Here is a 23,279-nt window from a genome sequence, read left to right on the forward strand (position 1 = left end):
GGAATTGAAGGATGCCCACTTTGCGTGGAAGTTTTTATTACCGCTAATATTTTTGGTTTTCATTACTTTCATTACAATAACAATTAATTTTTAAGAAAAGAGACAATCATGAATTGGGGCAGTATTGTTGAATTTATTCAAGCCAATGGCTATAAAGATTTCATGACCTATTTCATGATAATAGCCATTTCACTTTCGTTTATCATTTACTTATTCAATTATATCCGGAAAGAAATATCAGAAGACAAAGATTATTAAAACTCTCACAACCTCCATTCTTGCTACAATAACTCTTTACAAAAAACGATTACCAAAACAATATTTCATTTCTTATTTGATGTTCTTAGTTTTATTCAATAAAATTCGCCAATCAAAAAAAGGTGAAAACTATGCACAAAATAATCTTCGTCCTAAGTTTTTTACTAATCTTTGCCTGCACTGAATCAGGAAAACAAAAAGAAAACTCTGGAGATACCGGCAAAAGCGAAACAGCAGACTCATTTAACCCGCCTGATGCGAAACTTGAATTTTTGGAAAAACTTTACGATATCCAGATGGATATTATCCAAAATCCTTCAAGCCGCGCCCATAAAGAAAAATATATCTATAATGCCTATTTTGATGAAAATAATACGCTGATCTCATTCGGAAATGCAAGATTGACCAATCCGCAATCCGGAGAAAAAATTGCTACTCCACTATTAAAAAGAGCTGCTATTGTTGACGCAAAACGCTGGGCAACTTATGGCCTGCTTTGGCTTAATAATGATTTTGAACCTGACTTTGGAAAAATAAGTGAAGTTCACCAAGGCCTAACAAAAGAGCTTGGCTCTTTTAACAAAGGGGATTCTTTGGTTGTGGCGTTGGCCACCAAAGTGCGGTAAAAACAGGAAAACAAAACTAAACTTTTAAATCAGGAAGAAAAATGACTAAACAAGAATTACTAAACAGCGGATTTCAACATTTTGCAAAACGTGAATATGACCAGGCCCAGGAAAAATTTGAAAAAGCGATTGAAATAGATGATAAGTTTGAGGCCGCATACAGCGCATTATCGGAATCGTTAAATAGAAAAGGTGAAGTTGATGCCGCCATAATAATTGTAAAAAAATGGATTGACATTAACCCCAAAGATGCTTTAGCCCACACTGCCCTTTCCCGTCTTTATGTTCAAAAAGGAATGATCCAGGAAGCAGAGGATGAAATGGCTATTTCCAACCAGCTAAATTTTGATAACTCCGGGATGTAAAATGCGATCGGAACATTGGATGGCGCGTTGTGCTCTTTTTGAAAAAGAAACCCCTGTTATCCCCAAAAACGGTATTATATTTCTAGGTGATTCAATTACGGAAGAATTTGAATTCTCTCGACATTTCGGAGAAGCCTCAGTAATAAACCGCGGGATTAGTGGCGACACAATTGATGGTGTCACCGACCGACTTAATATATCTGTTTTTGATTTACAGCCCTCCAGAATCTTCTTAATGATTGGTGTAAACGATATTGGTTCCGGTTTTGGATCAAATGAAATCAAATCTAACTACACAAAGCTGATAGAATTGATCACTAAAAATTTGCCACAAACCAAACTGGTTGTTCAAAATATTTTACCATGCAGTTTAGAATGGGGTCAATCAACCGTTGATCAGATAAAAGAAATAAATAAATTCATAGAAAAATTATGCCGAAATAGGGGTATTCAATTTTTAAATTTATATAATAGTTTTGTTGATGCAAAAGGATATTTAAGGGAAAATTATACGCGTGACGGATTACATCTTAATTCAAAAGGATACTCAATCTGGGCAAAAATCCTGGAAGAATCCTTACTGCCGGGAACCAATAATGGTTGATAAAAGCAAACTCACTTTTGTATTTACAGATTCCGGGTTGGGTGGTTTATCGATCATGGCAGACTTCCTTTATGAAATTGAAAAGAGAGAGAAAAATATTTCATGTGAAGAAATTGAAATAATATTTTTTAATGCACTGCCCGAAAGTGGACAGGGTTATAACCGCATGCATAATATGCAAGATAAAATCAGAATCTTTAACTCTGCCCTGGAAATGATCCAGAGTTACTATACACCGGACTCAATTGCAATTGCCTGTAACACGTTATCTGCCATTTACCCTTTAACACAATTTGCACAATCAAATTCAAATATTTTTGAAATTATTTCGGCCGGCCGCTACCAAATTGAACAACACAGGAAACAATCACCAAAACAACCTGTGTTTGTTTTAGCTACTCCGACAACCCTTGCATCCAGTGCCTATGAAATGGAAGATCCATACGTCTTTCAAATCTCGGGAGAGAACCTTGCGTCACTTATTGAGTTTGACCACACAAGCCCGCAAGTTAAGGAAATTACAAAACATATTTTTAGCAATATTGAAAAGTGTTTATCCGGCAGTTCGGTAAAAGATATTACACTTTTTCTGGGATGCACACATTATGGATATGTTGAGGAGACTCTGAAAGAAGTTGCAAAAGATTTTGATTTTACAATAAATACAATTTTAAACCCAAACCTTGAATTTACAAGTGAATTGATGGATTACATGGCACCAATTTTTTACAAGGAAAATAACAGCCCAACAAAAATAACATTAAAAATTGAATCTCAAGCTTTGATCGAGCCATCAGAAATTGAAAGTATCAGCCAATTGATAAAAGGAAAATCTGAAGTGATTACCAGTTTGCTAAAAAACTATAAACGGCTGCCAAAAATGTTTTGATTTTTTAATTATATTTCTTGAATAAATCCGTTTGTCCGATTATTTTCCTTCTCATTTTAACCTAACTATTTTATATACTAGGAAAAAACATGTTTAGATATTTTGTTTTAATTTTTGCATTAATTTTAGTTATTAGCTCCTGCCAGCCAACGGTAAAAAAAACACCTGAGACTTCCACAATCGTCCTAAAAAAAACATATACTGCCTATGTTGTGCGCGACAAAATAAATATGCGTCAGGAAGCAACAACCAGCTCGGCAAAAGTTATTTCAGTTAATAATGGCGATGAAGTTGAGGTTTTGCAAAATAAGAATGGCTGGTATGAAGTAAAAACTGCTGAAGATCAGCACGGCTGGATTCGAAGTGATTTTGTTGGGACACAATCTTTAAGCTATTCCAGACTGGTAACAGATTTTGTCGAATCAACAATGGCCGATTATAAAACTGAATTATTTATCGATGAAAATAATCCTTATGCCGTTATTTATCTTGTCCTACCTGAAACATATTATGATGATAAAACAGAGGCGCGCAGCCTGGCGCAAAAGATCGGAAGAAAATATCAGGACGCCGTTTATCCAGGCACAGTTGAGATTCGAATCATGAAGAAAGATAAAAAAAAGCTGTTCACCAGGAAAACCTTAACGCCGATTGGCCCTGTTGGTTTAAAAGCGCCATTTTTAAGACATGGTCGTTTATATGCTTTTGACAGAATTAATGGAAATGAAATAAAAATTAAAGTGTTAGTACCGGCAAATCTAAAAGAGAACGATCTTTTGGAAATGTCTGAAGAAATATCTTCGCGCTATGGTGATAATATTACCAAAATCGAAATATATTTTGTGGAGAATTCAGGTGAAGGTATGCTTTATTTATCCAAAGAAGATTATACTCCTTCTAATAAAAAAGTATGCCGTTTTTATTATATCGAAGACAGCCAGGGACCGGACTACAAAGCAAATTTTTGTGAATGATCTGCTTAAAGTACATCTGCACAGTTGATGAATTCCCAAAAACTATTTTTTTCTAATCAAAAGATAAATAAAAAATGGCCCGCCGAGCAAAGCTGTTATAACACCAACCGGAAGTTCCGCCGGTGAAATAATTGTTCGGGCAAAAGTATCGCAGACTGCAAGAAATACGCCGCCACCAATAAGCGATCCGCTAAAAACATATTTATGATCTGACCCAAAAAGCAGCCGGGTTATGTGCGGCACAACAAGCCCCACAAAACCAATCGGTCCGGCAATTGCGACTATAAAACCTACAATCAAAGAACCAATCAAAAAACTAATCTTTTGTAAACGATAAACTTCCACACCTTTGCTCAAAGCTACTTCATCGCCGGCAAGCAAAATATTGTAAGCTTTATAATTTCTAAAAAAATAAAGAAAAACTACCGTTAAAATCACCATTAACGAAATAGTATATTTCCAGCCATTTACATCAAGTGAACCCATTAACCAGCGAACCATGCGAAAGGTCTCTGTGAAGTCTGCCATGTAATGTAAAAACAAATTGAAGGCGGAAAAGAAGAAGCTGATCGCGACGCCGGAAAGAATAAGCGTATACATGGAAATACCGTTTTGCTTTTTGGAAATTGCATAAATAATTCCAATGGCCACCAGGCTTCCCGTTATTGAAAAAAGGCTGACTGCTGAAAAGACAAAAAAAGAAAAAATAAGATTTAATTTCAAAGCTAATACAGCACCAAATGCACCTCCCGAAGAAACACCTAAGGTATATGGCGTAGCAAGATCGTTTCTCAGTATTGCCTGAAAAACTGCGCCAACAACCGATAAACTTGCTCCAACAAGAAAGGCAAATAATACTCGCGGAAGACGTATATTAAAAAAAATTTCAGCATCCAGAGAATTGGGATTAGAAAAAATGTTTTCATAATCCAAAGGCTGGCTACCAATTAATGGCATTATTGCAAAAATTAAAAAACTGGCAGAAGAGAAAAGGAAAAAGTGTTTATTTTTCAAAGTTTTGTGCTCTTTACTATTTAGAGATTTTGAAGCGTAATTTTAAGTTCGACAAGCATTTTTTTGATTTGGGGTGAATTGACAAAAAAGTTAATTTTATGCTTCAAAAATAAACACTTAAACTAAAATTAATTTTAATAAGGGGCAACCATGCAAAAAAGAAGGGATTTCTTAAAAACAGCTTTAACAGCGACTGGTCTTATCAGTACTTCGACCCTGGCCTGGGCTGCACCAAAACCAACCCAAAAACTAATCTTGCCACCCGCATTAAAAAAAGGCGATACAATTGGATTAATTACACCGGGTTCATCTCTATTTGAGGCACGCCGCGCTGTTATTGAAGCCACTGAGAAAATGAATGGACTTGGTTTTAAAGTAAAGCTGGGAAAAAACATTTATAAAAAGAATGCTTACCTTGCCGGTACGATTGAGGAAAGGGTTTCTGACATACATGATATGTTTTCGGATGATGATGTTTCAGCAATTATTACAATTCGAGGCGGCTATGGAAGCGGGCAATTACTGCCATATCTCAATTATGATTTGATTCGCAATAATCCAAAAATTCTTGTTGGCTACAGTGATATAACTTCCTTATTGATTGGCATTTATCAGAAGACTGGTTTGGTTACTTTTCATGGCCCGGTTGCTGTTTCTACATTTACAGATTTTACAAAAAAATATTTTTACGAAGTACTTTCATCCACTTCTGCAGTGGGCCAAATTGATGATGCCCCTTATGAAGATAATCTGCAAAACAGCAGTCGGATTTTGACAATAAATGGCGGGAAAGCTAAGGGCAAATTAATTGGTGGTAACATGACTTTGCTTCAGGCTACACTTGGCACGCCTTATGAATTTGATAGCGATGATTCAATTCTGTTTTTTGAAGAAGTTGGTGAGGAACCTTATAATATTGACCGTATTTTAAACCATTTTAAGCTGGCCGGTAAGTTTGATAAATGCAAGGGTGTAATATTTGATAAAATGCCCAGTGTAAAACCGTCAAATTATAGTTCGGCATTCTACCGTAATTTTAGTGTTGAAGAAGTTTTGGCAATGTATTTTAAGGATTATGACTTCCCTGTTTGTATTGGCTTTTCTCTGGGACACATAAAGCATAAGCCAACAATGCCGATCGGGGTAATGGGCGAGCTTGATGCAGATGCAAAAAAGTTATCAATTATTGAGCCTGCTGTTACAAATTAACTGCAACTAAATTTTCAATCAGCCATCAAAATTGGTAAATTCTGATTGTTCGTCATTCTGAATTTATTTCAGAATCCAAAAAGTGATTGAACCTGACTCCGACAAGGAAGGACAGGTTGAAGATATTTATTAAAATCTTGAGGAAAGAATGGAATTTATAATAGTACCATTAATTTTTGGTGTCGCACTGTTTTTATTAGGTGTTGGCAAGTTCATCGGCGGCAAAAGCCTTAGTGCAAGCTGCTCATCAACAGACCACATTCCCGGTCTGGCACACGACGAGGAAAATTGTGGCTGCAAAAAAGATGATGTGAATTTTTATATCGATAAAGAAGATCCGGGATTTGACCGTGTTGCCCAACTCGGATATCCAAATCGTAAAAAAAGATTTATCGATAAGCTCGATTTTAAACCCGACCGTTTTAAATAAAAATTAAACTCTCACTCACTCGGTTATTTTATGATTATGGAGCAACGGGTCTTAAATCATAAATTCCGGTAGTAGTATCAAATTTCGCGATTATATTAATAACATCATTTGTATCAATATTAGCCGAGTCGGCATAGAATTTAACTGTTGCTATGCCATTTTCATTAGTTTCTGATTTCCCTAGATCTGAGAAACGGCCTACCCTTATATTATTCTGAGACGCCGAAAATTTAATTTCATGACCAGCACCTGCCCTGGCATCATCATAAAACAAATGTGCTTTAATTGTTGCAACGTTGGAACCATCTGTTTTAATAAACAATACATCTGTTTCTAATTTTATTTTTGTAGGCCCATTATCATTTTCTAATTTAATTCCAACATCACAACAAATTACAAATATTATCAAAAATAAATATTTTACCAGTTTCATCATTATATCCTTTTAGTTAGGCAAAAAGATTGATAGCAAATATGACATATATTCTTTTAAATCAACATCAATTGTAATTGACCATTTTGGTAGCCAGGTTCTTTTATATTTATTATCTGTTATATTCTTATATCTTATATTTACGTATTCCAGGTTAAGTCTTGGTATATAAAATATCTCAAAGAATGGATGAATTGGTTTTTTTATGATACATTTTGAAATGGGTAAAATTAGTAAATGCGGTAATCCTTTAGCTCCTATTCCAACGACTGGGTTCCCGAAACTGGAAGTACTCTTATATAAATAGTTTTTTTGATTTTCAAAGGGTTTCTCAACTTCAGAAATTGTTACTCCACCATAAACAGACAATGTTTTTTTTCCCCATTGAGGCAAGTCTAAATTTCTCATCGAAACAGACTCGTTGATAGGGCCGAAGGGATAATAATGAATAACCAATGAATAGTACCTGTATTGCGTAGTTCCCTTTGATGATAAAAAATTAATTCCTTTTCCAAAACCATATCCTAATTCCAGATTCAAGTAATCCTCAAACGGAGCTTCGGGTTTTCTCTGAACAATTTTGGTTATTGTTTTTTTTGATTTTTCTGTTATTGGATCTGGTGTGATTGTGGTAATATTATGTGCATCGGTTGTAGCGCCAGAGACATATTCTATTTGATCTATCTTAAAAATGGTCTTTTTTATTTCTGTTTCATAGTTAAATGCAAATGTATAACTCTGATTATGGTTTAATGGATCTATTTTAAATTTAAACTTTTCTTTTCCTTCCCATTCTAACTCATTTAAATATGTTTTAATTATTATTTGTTTTAAATAAGTATTCAGTAGTTCATTATTAGCAATATTGGATTTAACATACTTTTCTATGTTTTTTTTCGCTTCTATATTTTCATTTTTTTCATCATAGCTCCATTTTTTTAATTTATTTATTTGATCTCTTGAGATCATCAAATTATTGTTTCCTTGAATATTTGGAATACGAGAAAAAACAAATACTTCCGAATGTTTGATAACATCATCTTTATTAAGAAGAGGTAATGGTTTTGCAATCATTTTTTCCATACCCGATTTTTCTTTTATGGGTTGCCGCAAAAGAGTATGGATATAGCTCAATTCTATATAGAAATCCTTTAATTCATTCCCAGTAAATTTTTTTTCTTTTTTCTTTAAAGCGGCTAATGTGTAATCGGTAATTTGATACTTGGTATCGTATGGAAGCAAGGATTGATATGAAGTGTTAGGTGTGGTAAAATCCAATTCGCCATAAAACACTTCTATCAATGAAATGTCTATTCCCTTTTCCAACAGCTTTTCTTTTATTCTTTTATTCTTTTCAACATCATTTTTGTAAGGGACTGGATTATTTATTTTTTTTCCCTTTATAGAGGATAGTAATTTGGTTGCGGTTTCAGTGGTTAACATGTTTACTTTATTCGAATCCAACTTAAAAATAGGCATTTGGGAATAACCTAATTTTATTTTGCTTATACCTTCAGGAACTGAACCTTCTAATAAAAACGGTTCATCATAAGGCAATGGGTTTTCAAAAATCTCCGAACCAAGATTTACAGTTACTTTTGTGTACTCTTTGGATTGAGAGAAAACAGTTGTGTATAGAAGAAAAAACAACATGGTGAGTAAGTACTTGATAGCTCTCATAAGAATAACTCCTTTCACTTAGATAATGCGGCGTCATCCTGACAAGAAGATTATTTCTTCCAGAATATTATGAATTGATCATAAGAAAAAGAAAAAATAAAAATAGTTTAAACAGTACAAAAGAGAACTACCTGACCGCCCCTATTATTCCCATAAAGGAAATTAATTATTAATTATCGTTTTTATAGACTGTTGCCACAGCCCAAATAACTGGCACATTGACACAGCGGTGTTTCCATAATTGATTGAAATTCTTCGCTCCATTTCATTTTGCTCTGAATGACAAAAATATCAATATCACTTAAAATAATTCACATCTTGTTATAAAAATATGATTTATAGATAAAAACTTTTACTTATCTTTTTTTATGTTTAAAACATCACAAATTTGGAAAACTATGCCAAAATCTCAATTTCAAAAAGCAGTGCGATTATTACTCATTTTTTTATTAGCCCTAAGCACGACCCTTTTCGCACAGATTGAAGTGAACAATGTGAACCAAGAATGGAAAACCAACAAGGATAAACGAAATGTGGAGCTGGATGAGTTTCGTGCTTTATTAAAGCGGGATGGCATTCCACCCATTTACGAACCAAAATTCTGGACACAAAAAGAAGCGGGAGAGACATTTTTCGCACATGAGCCGGTGATAGCGGTTGAAATTAATGGCCAGGCAAAAGCCTATCCCCTCTCCATTTTAATGTTTCATGAAATTGTAAACGATGAGCTTGAAGGCACACCATATATTGCCACATTCTGCCCGCTTTGTAACGCTTCGATTGTATTTGACCGCCGCCTAAGTTTTGAAGGCAAAGATTACCTTTTTGACATTGGCGTATCAGGTATGTTGCGCAACAGTGATATGGTTATGTGGGACCATCAAACTGAAACATGGTGGCAGCAGTTTACCGGCGAGGGGCTTGTTGGAGATTTAGCCGGTGCACAGCTTTCGATGGTTGTTTCCCAGGTTATTTCTGTTGAAGACTTTTTTAAAAATTATCCTGATGGCAAAATCCTTTCCACGGAAAATGGAATGGATGGCGGTTATGGCCATAATCCATATGTAAATTATGACGATCTTTCCAACGAAAAACCACGTTTGTTCTTTGGCGATGTAGATAAACGGTTGCCGGCGATGGAACGTATCATAAACATAAAGTTTAATGATATTCACCGTATTTACCCGTTATCGGAAATTACCAAAAAGGATGTCATTAATGACAATGCCCATGGGAAGCAGATAGTCATTTTTTACCAGCAAGGCACAGTCTCTGTTTTAGATAAACGTGACATAAAGGCTTCCAAAGATATTGGTGCAGTTACTGTTTTTGATCCCCGTATAAATGGCCGGATTTTATATTTTAACAAGGTTGATAATGGATTTGAGGATGAGCAGACAAAATCGCTTTGGTCAATTACCGGAAAATGTTTCGAGGGTGAGTTAAAAGGAAAGCAGCTAAAGAAAGTGCACCATGGCAACCACTTTGCATTTGCCTGGTTTGCCTTCCAGCCTGAGAGTGAGATTTATGGGCAGGATTAGCTTTTTGGGCTGATCTGGGAAATATCTTGCCACAGATTTTCACAGAATTACGCAGATTAAAAATCGGAATCCCAATTCTCCGCTATTGGTTTAACAATATCAGCATTGACTTGAACACTTCCTTTCATAAAACCAAACAATTGTTTTTCGATACTTGAATTGCATGGAACCAACTTGGCAACGGGTTTGCCTTGCTTTGTAATAACAATTTCCTCACTGGATTCATTAACATAATCTAAAAGTTCCAAACATTTTGATTTAAAACTTGATGCAGAAATTTTCATATTTTTCTCCATAAAAATATCAAGTTATATTGAGATATGGCTCATCTGTTTGGTAAAAGTAAGTTCTACTCTTATACTTTTTTAACCAAAATACGATTATTTAAGGAAAAAGGATTTTATCAAAAGCATAAAAATAAATTGCTATAGTGACCCAGATAAGAAAAAAAACAATTATTATTCCATAAAGTATCTTATTATTTCCTTTAAAATATTGCCACACATTTAATCCTAAAAAAGGAATATTTAGGGTTAAGCCAGCAAAGAAAAATACATAATAATAATCCATAGAAAGGCTAATTTCTATATCTGTCTCTAAAAAATATTTCTTTATTATTGGATGAATTAAAACAATAGTTATTAATGCCAGGTTTATAAAATAAATTATCTTATGTAAATTACTCATTTTCATTCTTTCTATCAAAAGGCGAAACAAAAATTAATCAGCAGTTTTTAGAAATTCATTTATCCACGAAAGCCTCAAAACCACTGCTGCTTATCACTTTAAATCCATCAGATTTACGCACAATAATCATCGTCTCGATTCCGGGCTTGGACTCCACCCACTGCAAACCTTTTTCTTCACCCATCACCATAATCGCCGTGGCCATTGCATCTGCCAAAGTACAATTCGGAGCGATAACTGTTACTGAAGCAACACCGTTTACAATCGGCCGGGCTGTAACCGGATCAATAGTGTGGGTGTAAAGCGAATCACCCGAAACAAAATAATTGCGATAATCACCGCTGGTTGCAACAGCCACATCACTAATCTGTAAAATGGCTTCAAAATTTCGATTCACAGTTGGCTCAATCAAAGGCTGATCTACTCCGATGCGCCAGGGATCATTTCCTTTTTTACCTTTTACAACCACTTCACCGCCAATTTCCACAAGAAAATTTTTATAACCTTTTTCTTCAAGCAAACCGGCAACCACATCAACACCAAACCCCTTGGCAATGGCGCTAAAATCCAGTGCTGTTTTATCATGTTTTTTTAGAATAGTATTTCCTGAGATTTCAATTTTATCCATTCCGACATAGCTTTTTACAATGTTCACTTCTTCATCAGAAGGTGGATTTTCCCTGTCTTCTTTTTTTCCAAAACCCCACAAATCCACAACCGGACCAACGGTCACATCAAATGCGCCATCTGACTCTACACTTATCTGCTTTGCCAGATTTAGCACCTCAAGGAAATGCTCTGAAACAGACTGAGAATTATCAGCTGTACTTTTATTAAATACAGATATCTCGCTTTCCGGGATGTATGTCGACATTTGCCTGTTTACTTCCTGAAGTATGGAATTTATTTGGGTTTTAAGAATTTCTTTTGCGCTTTCGCCTTTATTTAAACCTACAATTTTTACGCTATAGGTAGTGCCCATGGTCTCGCCATATATTTCAATATTCTCTTGTTGCTGAATACAAGAGCAAAGAAAAACACTAAAAATAATAAAAAGATAATATTTCATGTATGTCCTAACATCTGAGTTGTTTTTTCTTTTATAGCCGAATCTTATTGTAATAGTATTATTACGTATCAACGCAGAGACCCTAAAGAGACCGAGGAATTAAGAAGCTCCCTCATCTAGCCTATTTACCACTCTTTTTATACCATCTCTCAATACTTCGACATGAAAATTAATTATCAATCCTAAGTGATTTTCACTCAATCTCAAATAAGATAACAGTTTCGGCTTATCAATTGGCGACAATTTTTCCTTTGCCTTTAAATCCACGATGACCTTGTTTTCCACAAGTAAGTCTAAGCGAAGGTCAGATTTTAATTTAATACCTTTATATGGAATTGGTACGCTCTTTTGTCGTAAAAAATGTATTCCTCTAAGATTTAGCTCATGGCATAATGCATCTTCATAAATTGATTCTAATAGCCCAGGTCCCAGAACTCTATGTACTTCAATTGCTGCTCCAATAATTTTTTTTGAAATTTCATTTTCATGCATTGTAATTTCCATTCTTCTTTATAATTCAAAAACTTTCCATGATTTTCCTTCAACGCAGAGGCGCAAAGGACGCTAAAATCAAATACTTTAGTTTTTCTTTTCAAAATTTTATCCATTTGCATACTCCGCGCCTCTGCGTTTAATTAATCATTGTCATTAATTGGTGTCAAAACTAAAACACTTGATTTATCTGAATAAACCGATTCTTGGCTTAATGGCACATTCCAATACTGCCCTGTTTTCCACAATTCTAAAAAGTCAGTAAAATAAGGACTCATCGGGTTGCCGGAATTACCCGCAGGTAAAACCATCTGCACAACATCCGGGTTTGCAAAGTCAATAATGAAACGCCAGCTTGGGCCAACCACTACTTTAAAATTTCCATCTTCATACGATGAGAAAGAAGAATTCAATGTTCCTTCAGTACCTGGCCAACTCCATGGACCATGTTTTAAGTCCAACAAATCTCCAAGAATTGGTACTACTGTAAAAGGATGCTGCATAGTAAATGCTTGAAATTGGCCCCAGGATTTTCCTTTGACCATTTCCAAAGTTTCTTTAAGCGTTTTTTTTATGATTTGATCACGGGACTCTACAATATCGGCGGTTGAAATATCATCAAACCAATGCAGGGTATTTTTGTCAAAAATTTCCAACAGCCAAACATCTTCGATATGGCGATGATTTTTACCCAACTCATCCGCAAAAATGTTCTTTTTAAACAACTGCTGAAAAACATTTATAAAAGCCGTTTCATTAGACTCGATTCCCGTATGGCCATCCCAGCTTGATAATTTATTGGACATTGTAATACCCTCAGCTCCAAAATCCTTAAGTGGCGAAACCAGCTTATTAGCCCATAAAAGCAAAGTCTCATCAATAATATCATTTTGGATTAGCATAAAATCCTGTACCGAATACTTCTCTTTTGATGAAAGCAATTTCTCAAGCCGTACAATCCGGTCACCGGCAAAATTACCTAATATTTCATAACCAAAATCATCCGCGGCCTGTTTATTATTTGCAGAGGCAAGCCAGCCTTTTTGCGGATTAAAAGCATGAGGCGTTTTTTCTAAAGGATAATATCCATCCCAAACACGATTATTTTCCCAACCCTTTACAGGAAGGTTTTTCCAGTTCTTTTCGCGAACCGGAATAGGTGTCCCAAGCTGATATCCGATATTGCCCTCTTTGTCGGCATAAGTCCAGTTTGCATCCAACGCACCAAACTGTGTTACAGCCTGCCGGAAATCCTGAAAATTATTAACAGAAATAAGATCAAACCCAGAAGTGATGGCAAGGTTAATATCTGCGTCAAACCCTGCCCAATCGATCGTATAAACTTTTTTAGTTTTTTTATCCTTAAAAAACACAGGGCCATGCAGGCTGTTAAATACTGAAAATTTATAGGATTCCTTTCCAGCAACCAAAATTTCTTCCTTTCTGGTTTCAAATTTTTTCCAACCATCCAAAGTTAAATATTGGGTCGAATCGTGCTCATGGATTTGTTCTTCATAAAACTCTGTTACATCCACTCCACCGGCTGTAAATGCCCAGGCCGCGTGTCCATTATGTCCCATCACTACCAACGGCAAGCCTGCAGCTGTAACCCCAAGCGCATTTACATTTTTATCTTTGATATGAATCCCAGCGTAATACCAGAATTGTGCAATTCGGCCTGTTTCCAAATGCGGATCACTGGCCAGCATGGCTGAACCTGAAACACTTTTTTGCGGTGAAGTAACCCAGGAGTTAGAGGCATTTGTCAACAAAAATGGTATTTTATTTTCTTTAAAGAGAGAAGTGGCAATGGCAGTTTTAAAATCTGGCAAAAAGGAAACACTGCTTTGAGCAGGAACAGTTGTTGGTGCCCAATCCGGATAACTAAATAAAGCAGATTGTGCTTTTTCCAACCCAAGTTCGGCAGCCACCTCAACAAAAAACAAATCGCGGTTTTGGAGAGCATCGGAGTACCAGGTTTGAAAACTCATGATTGTTAGGCAATCATAAACCGTCCAGGGACTAAAATCATAATCCAATAAATAAAACTCAAATGGCATTGCTGCTGTTTCATCAACAAAAGTATTAATTCCCAAAGCATAAGCTTCTAAGCGCGCTTTATTTTCCGGGCTTAAATTTTGGATTTGGTTTCGAACAAGCTGATCATGTCCGATTTTCCTGCTTTCAACATCCATTTTCAAAGTTATTTCACCCAACACTTCGGATAACCGACCCTGTGAAATGCGACGGGTCATATCCATTTGAAAAAGCCTTTCTGAGGCATGGAGCCAGCCCAAAGCAAAATAGGCATCATTTTCATTTTCTGCCCAAATTTGCGGAATACCTTTTTTGTCGAAAGTGATTTCTATTTTTTCGATTACACCTTTTAATGCTAATTCACCTTCATAAGGAGCAACAGAATTTTTTAACAACGCATAACCGAAAATACCGGCGCAAACAATCAGAATTAATAGGGTTAAAATAACTCGAAATAAAATCTTCATTTAGCTTCTCCGTTTACAAATTTTTAAAACTAACAACACTTCAAGCAAAGTCTCGCAAGCCTATTAGCTTCTACTTGTAACTTCACATTCTTGAAAAGAAATATTGTTTTAGCTTTTTAATAGACGGCTTAAATTTTGACATCATTCAATTAAGCTAAAACAAGAAACCTGTAACCCGCAACCTGAAACGATAAAAAAAAACTATATACCAGAAATTAATAAATATTGAAATCTCCTTAGATAAGGCAAATTGTTCTTCCAAATGATGTTTTAGATTGTTAAATTAGAATCGAAGTTTTATTCTTTAAATATTTATGAAAAGGAATTAGAAATGGAACCTAAAAAATGTAATACTGCTGAAGAAGCTGTTTCAATAATTGAATCTGATGATTTTGTATGGACACACTCTATGGCTGCGACACCTGTTGTTCTGCTGGAAGCCCTTTACAAACATGCCATGTCCAAAAAAAATATTACTGTAATGCAGTTGCATACAGAACAACCATCAACGGGTGATCCAAACGAACTAAAAGGTCATATAAGAAACCGCTGCTTTTTTGTAGGGGCACCAACCCGCAAACTTGTCCAATCAGGTCATGCCGATTACATCCCCATTTTTCTTTCGGAAGTTCCGCTCCTTTTCCGGAGGGGACATCAAAAGGTTGATGCTGTAATAGTGCAGGTTTCACCACCGGATAAACATGGGCTTTGCACATTGGGTATTTCTGTTGAAGCAACCGTCGCTGCAATCGAAAAAGCAAAAAAAGTAATTGCACATGTTAATCCAAATATGCCTCGTACTCATGGCGACAGCTTTATCCCATACGAACTTTTTGACACAGTTTATGAAGAAGCAACCCCAATCCATAAACATAAGCAGGCAGAACAAAATGATGTTACTAAAAAAATAGGGCAGATTATTGCCGACCTAGTTGAAGATCGCTCCTGTTTGCAAATGGGTATCGGCGCAATACCAGATGCTGCTCTTGCGGCGATGAGTAATCACAAGGATTTAGGTATTCACACTGAAATGTTTTCAGATGGTGTTCTGGATCTCGTAGAAAAAGGCATTGTTTCCAACCGATTTAAAGAAAAACACCCACACAAAATAGTTACAAGTTTTGCGATGGGTTCACAAAAACTCTATGATTTTATTGATGACAATCCGGAAGTAGTTTTTTTGGATGTGGGTTATACAAACAGCACGCAAGTTATCCGGCAAAACAGCAGAACCGTTGCAATGAATAGCGCAATTCAGGTGGATATTACCGGTCAGGTTTGCGCAGATTCTTTAGGACCGAAAATTTATTCCGGTGTTGGTGGCCAAATGGATTTTATTCGTGGCGCAGCTTTATCCGAAGGTGGCAAAGCCATTATTGCTCTACCATCAACAGCAAAAAATGATACTATTTCCAGAATTGCTCCTATGCTGGCCCTGGGCTCTGGTGTTGTTACAACCAGGGCACACGTCCACTACATAATCACTGAATATGGTGTAGCGGATTTGCATGGGAAGAGTTTGCGAGAGCGAGCAAAAGCATTGATTGATATTGCACATCCAAAATTCCGCGATGAATTGGAAAAAGCAGCATCTGAAGTGTGGGAATTACACCTTTAAAATCCCAGTTAACACTAAATAGTTTTATGTTGTTTATTCAAGGAGAAGATATTTCAGAAGAACAATCATTTCATTTGAGTAACATTTTTGAAGCAGAACTTTTTTACATGAGTTAAATAAATGCAAAACTGTAACACTGGAAGCTGATACATTTTTAACTGCTGCAGGAAACTCAGTCCGCTATACTCCGATTGTTTTAAAAGGGGCCATTAAGGTTACTCGAGGAGATGAACATGGCAAAGAAATAATTATGTACAACATTAACCCCGGTGAAAGTTGTATAATTTCATCACATCCAGCTTAAAGAGCAGTTTTAATAATATGGATTCATTATTAGCTGTGACTGAAGATAATGCGACTTTGATTTTAATTACAGATGCTCAAATAAGAGATTGGCATGATAATTATAAAAGCTGGCGCAGTTTTATTACAAACCTGTATAATGAACGCTTAATTGAATTATTCAGTCTTGTGGATGCAGTGGCTTTCCAAAGTGTGGATCAGCGATTAACTAACTTTTTGCGAACCAAAAAAGATTCAAACTCCGAACTAAATATAACTCATCAGGAAATTGCGAACCAAATTGGAACAGTGCGCGAGGTTGTTTCACGTCTGTTAAAACAATTGGAAAATGAAAACAAGATTAAAATGTTCCGGGGTAAAATAGAAGTATCCGATTTGTAACAGAATTATTTAAATCTCCTTTTATATTTTTAACAAATTTATTATATGAAGCCAATTCGTTTTAATCAGTGTAATATTTATTTTAAACCGCCAGATTGCTTTCAAAGTTTAGATGTTTAAAGGTATTATTGTTCGTAAAACTAAAATGTCAGAAATTTAAGCTCTTACTTTTATATTCGATTATTAAAGCCAAAAAAAATGGAATTTGTTCAAACGATATGATTCGAATAATTCTAATATTATTATTTTTAATTTCCTCAACCTTCAGTCAAAGCTACTACCTTGAGAACTTAACCGGTGAAAATGGTTTATCACAACAAGGTGTTCAAGCTATTTTTCAAGATAAAGAGTCCTATCTCTGGTTTGGGACTCAAGCTGGGTTAAACAGATATGATGGTGAATCTTTCGAGATATTCAGTATACCTGATGGATTGGTCAATGACAGAATAAACGATATTGTTCAGGATAATAATGATAATATTTGGGTTGCAACAAATAATGGGATTGCTCGTTGGGACAATCCCGAATTTACAAGTTTTGGTATAGAGCATGGCTTATCAAATAAATTTGTAAATAGGCTATTTGTAGATAAGAATGGTTTATTATGGTGCGGTACTCATGATGGAATAAACATCTGGGATGGTTCATCCTTTACCTCGCCACAATATCTAAACGCATTTAATGGATTATCCATAAATGATTTTTATTTGGATAATGAAAAAGTATGGGTGGCTACCAATGGAGGTTTATATGTTATTAACAAAAAGAGTATCACTGATACATTAATAAGCACAACTCGACCAGTTATCAGTATTATTAAAGATACTAGCCATCGGCTTTGGGTAGGTTTAAAAAATGAAATCCAAGTTTTCAGCTCTGGGGAATTAGTTGGGTATTATTCAAAAAATGATGGTATTGAACTATCAGCAAAATATGATTTTTTTATAGATAGCAGAGGTGTCATTTGGTTTGGTACACAATCCGGCGTTGCCAAAGTATTCAATAATAAGGTTGAACTTATCTCTGAAAAACAGGGATTACAAATTTCAAATGTATTAAAAATTATTAAGGATAAAGAACACAATATGTGGTTTGGGGGAATTGGCGGGATTGCAAAATTTCCAAACCAGGCGTTCAAAAATTATTCAAGCAAAGATGGTCTGGGATCACCCGTTACAAGACCCATTACCAGAGATAAATACAACAATTTATGGGTAGGCACCAATGGTGGTTTAAGTGTTTTTGATGGTCAAAAATGGATGAACTATTCAATAAAGGATGGATTATTACATAACTTAATAAACTCTTTGTTTTATGACGAGAATGATATTTTATGGATAGGGAATTTTCAAGGCCTAAATTATTATGATGGCTCTTCGATAAAAACAGTTCCACAGTTTAAAAATTTTGGGATTGTAAGAGACATTATATCGAATGAGTCAAAGCTGCTTATATCTTTTGATCAAGAAGGCCTTTTTGAATTTGACCCCAAAAGCGGAAAGACTTCTGAAATCACTATTCCCGAAAACAATTTTGAGAATGCCCGCTTTTTAATTGACAGGAAAAATAATTTGTGGGTATCCGGTAAAGAAGGGCTTTCGGTTTATAATAGAACTAACTGGAAAACATATACCACAAAGGACGGCTTGGCTAGTAACGATCCATATTTTATTGTAGAAGATCTGGAAGGAACAATATGGTTTGGCTATCATTCATCTCACGGATTAACCCGGTTTAAGAACAATGTTTTTAAAACATTCACTACAAAAGACGGCTTAACCAATAACGCCGTTTATTCAATTGGTGCAGATGTTCATAACAATCTATGGATTGGAACAGCGCGAGGTGTTGATAGATATGATGGAGAAAATTTCAAAAATTATAATGTAGAAGATGGTTACGCGAGCCCTGAATCAAATGCAGGTGGTTTTTATCTTGATTATGACAGCACCATTTGGTTCGCAACCGGCAATGGTCTTAGTCATTATTTCCCAAAGAATGAACAGGATGATTTATATCCCGCTAATTTAATAATCTCTAATATTGAAATAAGCGGAGAACAGTTTTCAGCAGATAGTTTGCACCATTTCAATTATGATAAGAAAGAGCTATACGTTACAACCCGCTGTATTAGCTTTATTAACCGAAATAGACTTCAGTTTCAATATCGTCTTATTGGCCAAAATAAAACCTGGAAAAAATATGATGGCCATTCAATACATATTTCTAATCTTGACCCCAATAAATATACCCTGGAAGTACGGGTAAAAAAATATACAAAGGATTGGGGAGCTCCTGTACAGGCACATTTTATAATTAATAAACCAATATGGCTAACCTGGTGGTTTATATCCGGATCGGTACTTTTAACTTTGCTGCTAATAGTTGGATCAGAAAAATATCGTGTGCGAAATATTGAACGCTTAAACCGTAAGCTTGAAAAAATTGTTTTTGAACGAACGCGGGAATTAAATGAAACCAAAGAAAAAATCTTAAGCAGCCAACAGGAGCTTTGGCTAATTTTGGATAACACGCCAGGCATAATTTATTACAAAGATATTGAACTTAAATATGTTAATGTAAATAAAGCTTTTATAAAAGCAATAGGTAAAAGCAAGGAAGAGATAATTGGCAAAACCGCCCGTGATATTTTTTCAGCAAAAGAGGCTTTTGAAAATACCGAAGAAGACAAAATTGTTATGAAAACAAAAAAAAGCTATTCATTTGAAAAAATTCTTGATTTTGGCAACAATAGATATTATTCCGTTACAAAAATCCCCGTAAAAGATAATGCCGGGAAGGTTATTGGTATAATTGGACTGGATATTGACGTCCATGATTTTATAGAGGCTAAGAACAGGGAACGTGAAGCTAATAAAGCCAAAAGTGAATTTCTTGCTAATATGAGCCATGAGATCAGGACACCTATGAATGGCCTGATTGGTATGATTTCACTTATGGAGTCTACAAAATTAAACAATGAACAAAGTGAATTTTTGGAACTTATGAAAAATTCATCAGAGTCGCTTTTGCTGATTATAAACGACATTCTTGATTTTTCAAAAATTGAAGCCGGGCGCATTGAATTAAATTTTATTCCATTTAAGCTAGAACACTTTATAAAAGAAATTATTAAAATCCTGCAAATTGAATCTAAGGACAAAGGAATTAATTTAGACTATAAACTTGATGCTAACACCCCAAATGATGTAATGGGCGATCCTCAGCGATTAAAACAAATTCTTATAAACCTTATTGGCAATGCTGTAAAATTTACAAAGATAGGTGCCGTTTTAGTAAGAATCGAATTGGTTGAAAAACACGATCAGAAAGCCATAATCAAGTTTAGCATCCTCGACACAGGAGTTGGTATAAAAAAAGAATCCACGAAGAAAATATTTAGTTCATTTACACAAGCCGATGGATCAACAACACGCCTTTTTGGGGGTACAGGATTAGGATTAACCATTTCATCGCAACTGGTAAGATTAATGAATGGACATCTTGAAGTTATTAGCCCTCTTCCCCTTGATGAAAAGAAAAAACTAGTTACCGGTGACAAAATAAATGAATGCGGACCCGGAAGTGTTTTTCATTTTACAATAGTATTACCAATACTAACCGATGACATACAGGCCCGCCATTTAATAACTGAATATGAAAACAGAGTGAATGATAAGCGGAAACTAAAAATTTTACTGGCTGAAGATAATTTATTAAACCAGCACATCGCGCGTAAGCTTTTGGAAAAAAATGGGTACGAAGTAACCTCCGTTGAAAATGGGGAAAAGGTTCTTGATAAAATAAACCAAACCTCTTATGATTTGATATTAATGGATTTACATATGCCTGTTCTGGATGGGATTGAAACCACCAGAAAAATCCGGGAATCGGAAAAAGGGAAATTAAACCGCATACCAATTATTGCAGTAACAGCAAATGCAATGAAGGGGACCAAAGAGCTTTGCCTGGAAGCTGGAATGGATGGCTATATAACAAAACCTCTAAGGTCTGAAGAAATATACGATACTATTAACAACCTTCATTCAACACAAATTCGTAATTAACATTAACAAAAAAATAATTGGAAAATAGCATTTCATAAAGTTAAGGAACATCATGAAAAACAGTGTACAGCAAAATCTTACTTCTCTTGCCGAATACCAAAAAGGGTCGGTAGTCAGCAAATCACTATTAGCAAAGAAAAGCGGCAATATTACCCTTTTTGCTTTTGACAAAGGTGAAGGCCTGAGTGAACACACAGCACCATTCGATGCTTATGTACAAATTCTGGATGGTAAGGCTGACATCACCATTTCCGGAAAAGTGCACAGCCTCTCTGCCGGAGAAATAATAATAATGCCCGCCAATGAGCCACATGCATTAAAAGCAGTAAAAGCTTTTAAAATGCTTTTGGTTATGATCAAATCAGAATAACCGTATTGTCTCTTTCAAGCGACATTCTCTTAACCAGAGATGTCGCTTGAAGCAGACATAATTAAAATAAAACCCTTCCAATAAACGTCTTTATCTCGCTTGCAGCCTCTGGCATATTTTTTGTTTATACCGTTCGTTCTAAATATTCTGAAAATTCATTTATGGAGCACAATATGCCGCGGACAATTAAACTGAACATTCATACGATTATTTATTCTATTCTTCTTTTAACCATATCTTCTGCCTTAGGCCAAAATACTAATTTTTTAGATTTAGATTTTAACAGCACAGGTTCTGGGTATTTTCCGCCAATTGGCAGCAGAAGTGAATTTTACGATCAAAAAATATTAGAAGACGGAAGTATCATTATTGCCGGAACTACTGAGCCGCAAACATGGAATTTTGACTTTGTTGCATTGAAGATTAAACCGGAAGGAGTTATTGACAGCACCTTTGGTGAAAATGGTTATGCCTTGGTTAATTTTGAAACTGGTGATTCTGATGATCGCTGCCGTGCAATTGAAATGCTACCAAATGGCAAAATATTATTAGCGGGTTATCTTTCCAGCACAAGCACTCAATCATTAATTACACGTTTAAATGCTGATGGTTCTGCAGACACAACATTTGGTGATAATGGAAAAATAATATTAGAACATGGCTGGCCTCCAATAACCGGATTTATTACTTCAAATGAATTAGAAATACTGGCTGATGGAAAATTTTATATTGCGGGTACAAATAATTCCAGTAATGTTATGTTAAACCTTTATAATGAAGACGGAACACTTGATACCGCATTCGGAAGCCAGGGATATGGTTTAATTGATGTGAATGAAGGGATTGATGAAGAAGAAGTACAATTAGTTCTTCAAACAGACGGAAGAATAATTATAGTTGGCAGAGTTGATAATAAAAATTTTGCTGTACGGTTTAATACCAACGGGCAAATTGATAGCAGCTATGGTCAAAATGGTGTTGCCTGGGTAGATATGGCTTATTCAGCTTCCGGAGAGCTGGCCTCAGCTGCACTTCAAAGCAACGGGAAACTTATTATTGCAGGTACACAAGAGACCGGATCCTTTTTTACACATCAAATGGCTTCTGCCAGACTGAATATTGATGGCAGCCTTGACACCAGTTATGGAAATAATGGGTATCATGAGGTTCCTGTAAAAAGCCCGAAAAATGCTTCATGGGGAGCCGGGGAAGCCCATTCAATTCTCATTGATGAAACTGATCGTATTTTCCTTGGCGGAAAAATGAAAAATGGAAACTGGTGGAGATTCGGAATAATGTCTCTATCGCCAGACGGGCATTTGGATACTACTTTTGCGGATAACGGTTTTGCTTATACAAATGGTTCAGAGAAAAAAATTACATCAATGAGATGGGACGGTACAAAAATTGTAGCCGCCGGCAATTTTTATGTTGCCCGGTTTTTAACCCAAAACACTACTGCCATCGGTCAAGAAACTCACACTAATCAAATTTATTCGTTTAACCTTGAACAAAATTATCCAAACCCATTTAACCCGGAAACTACAATAAACTATCAGCTTTCTAAGCCAGGTAAAGTTTCTTTAAATATTTATAATGTATTAGGGAAAAAGGTAAAAACAATTATCAATAAACATCAAAAAAATGGGCATTACTCCGTTCGCTTTAATGCTAAAGATTTTCCTTCCGGCATTTATTTTTATCGTTTAAGCACAAACGACAAATCTATTTCAAAAAGAATGTTATTACTTCGATAAAAATTTGA

22 protein-coding genes are annotated in these 23,279 nt (G+C 35.5%); 14 read left to right on the forward strand and 8 right to left on the reverse strand.

Annotated features, from left to right (window positions below; all coding sequences use genetic code 11):
* The first annotated feature begins 108 nt into the window (after positions 1-108).
* The 6 genes from HND50_11775 to HND50_11800 all read left to right on the forward strand — a co-directional run bounded on the left by HND50_11775 (position 109) and on the right by HND50_11800 (position 3,716).
* Entirely contained in the window at positions 109-258 is a 150-nt protein-coding gene (locus HND50_11775; GenBank protein NOG45909.1) for a hypothetical protein, read from the forward strand.
* Positions 259-389: 131 nt separating this feature from the next.
* The gene (locus tag HND50_11780; protein NOG45910.1) at positions 390-884 is read left to right on the forward strand and encodes a hypothetical protein; all 495 of its coding nucleotides are present in this window, start codon (positions 390-392) and stop codon (positions 882-884) included.
* A gap of 41 nt (positions 885-925) precedes the next feature.
* Positions 926-1,249, forward strand: coding sequence for a tetratricopeptide repeat protein (locus HND50_11785; protein NOG45911.1), 324 nt, complete (start codon positions 926-928; stop codon positions 1,247-1,249).
* 1 nt (position 1,250) lies between these two features.
* Entirely contained in the window at positions 1,251-1,853 is a 603-nt protein-coding gene (locus HND50_11790; GenBank protein NOG45912.1) for a lysophospholipase, read from the forward strand.
* Positions 1,846-2,742 carry a hypothetical protein gene (locus HND50_11795; GenBank protein ID NOG45913.1) on the forward strand — a complete coding sequence of 299 codons (897 nt, stop codon included), beginning with the start codon at positions 1,846-1,848 and terminating at the stop codon, positions 2,740-2,742. Before HND50_11790 ends, HND50_11795 begins: the two co-directional genes overlap by 8 nt.
* 89 nt (positions 2,743-2,831) lie before the next feature.
* A complete protein-coding gene (locus HND50_11800; GenBank protein NOG45914.1) occupies positions 2,832-3,716 on the forward strand; it encodes an SH3 domain-containing protein in 885 nt (294 codons plus the stop codon).
* Positions 3,717-3,758: 42 nt separating this feature from the next.
* Here the strand turns inward: HND50_11800 and HND50_11805 are convergent, their stop codons facing one another.
* Positions 3,759-4,673 carry an iron ABC transporter permease gene (locus HND50_11805; protein ID NOG45915.1) on the reverse strand — a complete coding sequence of 305 codons (915 nt, stop codon included), beginning with the start codon at positions 4,671-4,673 and terminating at the stop codon, positions 3,759-3,761.
* 207 nt (positions 4,674-4,880) lie between these two features.
* Here HND50_11805 and HND50_11810 point away from each other — a divergent pair, with 207 nt between their 5' ends.
* Together HND50_11810 and HND50_11815 are read left to right on the forward strand one after the other, a co-directional pair.
* Positions 4,881-5,939, forward strand: a complete 1,059-nt coding sequence (locus tag HND50_11810; protein ID NOG45916.1) for an LD-carboxypeptidase — start codon at positions 4,881-4,883, stop codon at positions 5,937-5,939.
* A 148-nt stretch (positions 5,940-6,087) separates the two neighbouring features.
* Positions 6,088-6,369 (forward strand): hypothetical protein, encoded by a 282-nt coding sequence (locus tag HND50_11815; protein NOG45917.1) that lies wholly within the window; start codon positions 6,088-6,090, stop codon positions 6,367-6,369.
* A 34-nt stretch (positions 6,370-6,403) separates the two neighbouring features.
* Here the strand turns inward: HND50_11815 and HND50_11820 are convergent, their stop codons facing one another.
* Positions 6,404-6,805 carry a hypothetical protein gene (locus tag HND50_11820; GenBank protein ID NOG45918.1) on the reverse strand — a complete coding sequence of 134 codons (402 nt, stop codon included), beginning with the start codon at positions 6,803-6,805 and terminating at the stop codon, positions 6,404-6,406.
* 9 nt (positions 6,806-6,814) lie between these two features.
* Positions 6,815-8,482 carry a hypothetical protein gene (locus tag HND50_11825; protein ID NOG45919.1) on the reverse strand — a complete coding sequence of 556 codons (1,668 nt, stop codon included), beginning with the start codon at positions 8,480-8,482 and terminating at the stop codon, positions 6,815-6,817.
* A gap of 398 nt (positions 8,483-8,880) precedes the next feature.
* Here HND50_11825 and HND50_11830 point away from each other — a divergent pair, with 398 nt between their 5' ends.
* The gene (locus HND50_11830; GenBank protein NOG45920.1) at positions 8,881-10,023 is read left to right on the forward strand and encodes a DUF3179 domain-containing protein; all 1,143 of its coding nucleotides are present in this window, start codon (positions 8,881-8,883) and stop codon (positions 10,021-10,023) included.
* Between the two features lie 56 nt (positions 10,024-10,079).
* Here HND50_11830 and HND50_11835 read toward each other — a convergent pair whose 3' ends face one another.
* From HND50_11835 to HND50_11855, 5 genes are all read right to left on the reverse strand, one after another.
* The gene (locus HND50_11835) at positions 10,080-10,307 is read right to left on the reverse strand and encodes a type II toxin-antitoxin system prevent-host-death family antitoxin (GenBank protein ID NOG45921.1); all 228 of its coding nucleotides are present in this window, start codon (positions 10,305-10,307) and stop codon (positions 10,080-10,082) included.
* A 100-nt stretch (positions 10,308-10,407) separates the two neighbouring features.
* Positions 10,408-10,710, reverse strand: a complete 303-nt coding sequence (locus tag HND50_11840; protein NOG45922.1) for a hypothetical protein — start codon at positions 10,708-10,710, stop codon at positions 10,408-10,410.
* Positions 10,711-10,765: 55 nt separating this feature from the next.
* Positions 10,766-11,779, reverse strand: coding sequence for an FAD:protein FMN transferase (locus HND50_11845; GenBank protein NOG45923.1), 1,014 nt, complete (start codon positions 11,777-11,779; stop codon positions 10,766-10,768).
* 99 nt (positions 11,780-11,878) lie between these two features.
* Complete coding sequence (locus HND50_11850) at positions 11,879-12,271, reverse strand: GxxExxY protein (protein NOG45924.1); 393 nt, start codon at positions 12,269-12,271, stop codon at positions 11,879-11,881.
* 143 nt (positions 12,272-12,414) lie between these two features.
* Positions 12,415-14,775 carry a penicillin acylase family protein gene (locus HND50_11855; protein ID NOG45925.1) on the reverse strand — a complete coding sequence of 787 codons (2,361 nt, stop codon included), beginning with the start codon at positions 14,773-14,775 and terminating at the stop codon, positions 12,415-12,417.
* Between the two features lie 331 nt (positions 14,776-15,106).
* Between HND50_11855 and HND50_11860 the strand changes: the two genes are divergently transcribed.
* The 5 genes from HND50_11860 to HND50_11880 all read left to right on the forward strand — a co-directional run bounded on the left by HND50_11860 (position 15,107) and on the right by HND50_11880 (position 23,271).
* The gene (locus HND50_11860; protein NOG45926.1) at positions 15,107-16,393 is read left to right on the forward strand and encodes an acetyl-CoA hydrolase/transferase family protein; all 1,287 of its coding nucleotides are present in this window, start codon (positions 15,107-15,109) and stop codon (positions 16,391-16,393) included.
* Between the two features lie 321 nt (positions 16,394-16,714).
* A complete protein-coding gene (locus HND50_11865) occupies positions 16,715-17,077 on the forward strand; it encodes a winged helix-turn-helix domain-containing protein (GenBank protein ID NOG45927.1) in 363 nt (120 codons plus the stop codon).
* A 218-nt stretch (positions 17,078-17,295) separates the two neighbouring features.
* Positions 17,296-21,144, forward strand: a complete 3,849-nt coding sequence (locus HND50_11870; protein NOG45928.1) for a response regulator — start codon at positions 17,296-17,298, stop codon at positions 21,142-21,144.
* 52 nt (positions 21,145-21,196) lie between these two features.
* The gene (locus tag HND50_11875; GenBank protein NOG45929.1) at positions 21,197-21,514 is read left to right on the forward strand and encodes a cupin domain-containing protein; all 318 of its coding nucleotides are present in this window, start codon (positions 21,197-21,199) and stop codon (positions 21,512-21,514) included.
* 173 nt (positions 21,515-21,687) lie between these two features.
* On the forward strand, positions 21,688-23,271 hold the full coding sequence (locus tag HND50_11880) for a T9SS type A sorting domain-containing protein (GenBank protein ID NOG45930.1): 1,584 nt from the start codon (positions 21,688-21,690) through the stop codon (positions 23,269-23,271).
* Positions 23,272-23,279: the final 8 nt, after the last annotated feature.

The sequence above is a fragment of the Calditrichota bacterium genome (genome assembly GCA_013112635.1).
Taxonomy (GTDB): Bacteria; Calditrichota; Calditrichia; order Calditrichales; family J004; genus JABFGF01.

Excerpts from the sequence above, each read along its gene's own strand:
- HND50_11865 (NOG45927.1), top strand. The coding sequence starts at position 16,715 with ATGGATTCATTATTAGCTGTGACTGAAGATAATGCGACTTTGATTTTA.
- HND50_11825 (NOG45919.1), bottom strand. The coding sequence starts at position 8,482 with ATGAGAGCTATCAAGTACTTACTCACCATGTTGTTTTTTCTTCTATAC.
- HND50_11815 (NOG45917.1), top strand. The coding sequence starts at position 6,088 with ATGGAATTTATAATAGTACCATTAATTTTTGGTGTCGCACTGTTTTTA.
- HND50_11775 (NOG45909.1), top strand. The coding sequence starts at position 109 with ATGAATTGGGGCAGTATTGTTGAATTTATTCAAGCCAATGGCTATAAA.
- HND50_11840 (NOG45922.1), bottom strand. The coding sequence starts at position 10,710 with ATGAGTAATTTACATAAGATAATTTATTTTATAAACCTGGCATTAATA.
- HND50_11805 (NOG45915.1), bottom strand. The coding sequence starts at position 4,673 with ATGCCATTAATTGGTAGCCAGCCTTTGGATTATGAAAACATTTTTTCT.
- HND50_11855 (NOG45925.1), bottom strand. The coding sequence starts at position 14,775 with ATGAAGATTTTATTTCGAGTTATTTTAACCCTATTAATTCTGATTGTT.
- HND50_11850 (NOG45924.1), bottom strand. The coding sequence starts at position 12,271 with ATGCATGAAAATGAAATTTCAAAAAAAATTATTGGAGCAGCAATTGAA.
- HND50_11820 (NOG45918.1), bottom strand. The coding sequence starts at position 6,805 with ATGATGAAACTGGTAAAATATTTATTTTTGATAATATTTGTAATTTGT.
- HND50_11860 (NOG45926.1), top strand. The coding sequence starts at position 15,107 with ATGGAACCTAAAAAATGTAATACTGCTGAAGAAGCTGTTTCAATAATT.
- HND50_11875 (NOG45929.1), top strand. The coding sequence starts at position 21,197 with ATGAAAAACAGTGTACAGCAAAATCTTACTTCTCTTGCCGAATACCAA.
- HND50_11780 (NOG45910.1), top strand. The coding sequence starts at position 390 with ATGCACAAAATAATCTTCGTCCTAAGTTTTTTACTAATCTTTGCCTGC.
- HND50_11880 (NOG45930.1), top strand. The coding sequence starts at position 21,688 with ATGCCGCGGACAATTAAACTGAACATTCATACGATTATTTATTCTATT.
- HND50_11810 (NOG45916.1), top strand. The coding sequence starts at position 4,881 with ATGCAAAAAAGAAGGGATTTCTTAAAAACAGCTTTAACAGCGACTGGT.
- HND50_11790 (NOG45912.1), top strand. The coding sequence starts at position 1,251 with ATGCGATCGGAACATTGGATGGCGCGTTGTGCTCTTTTTGAAAAAGAA.
- HND50_11785 (NOG45911.1), top strand. The coding sequence starts at position 926 with ATGACTAAACAAGAATTACTAAACAGCGGATTTCAACATTTTGCAAAA.
- HND50_11835 (NOG45921.1), bottom strand. The coding sequence starts at position 10,307 with ATGAAAATTTCTGCATCAAGTTTTAAATCAAAATGTTTGGAACTTTTA.
- HND50_11795 (NOG45913.1), top strand. The coding sequence starts at position 1,846 with ATGGTTGATAAAAGCAAACTCACTTTTGTATTTACAGATTCCGGGTTG.
- HND50_11845 (NOG45923.1), bottom strand. The coding sequence starts at position 11,779 with ATGAAATATTATCTTTTTATTATTTTTAGTGTTTTTCTTTGCTCTTGT.
- HND50_11870 (NOG45928.1), top strand. The coding sequence starts at position 17,296 with ATGATTCGAATAATTCTAATATTATTATTTTTAATTTCCTCAACCTTC.
- HND50_11800 (NOG45914.1), top strand. The coding sequence starts at position 2,832 with ATGTTTAGATATTTTGTTTTAATTTTTGCATTAATTTTAGTTATTAGC.
- HND50_11830 (NOG45920.1), top strand. The coding sequence starts at position 8,881 with ATGCCAAAATCTCAATTTCAAAAAGCAGTGCGATTATTACTCATTTTT.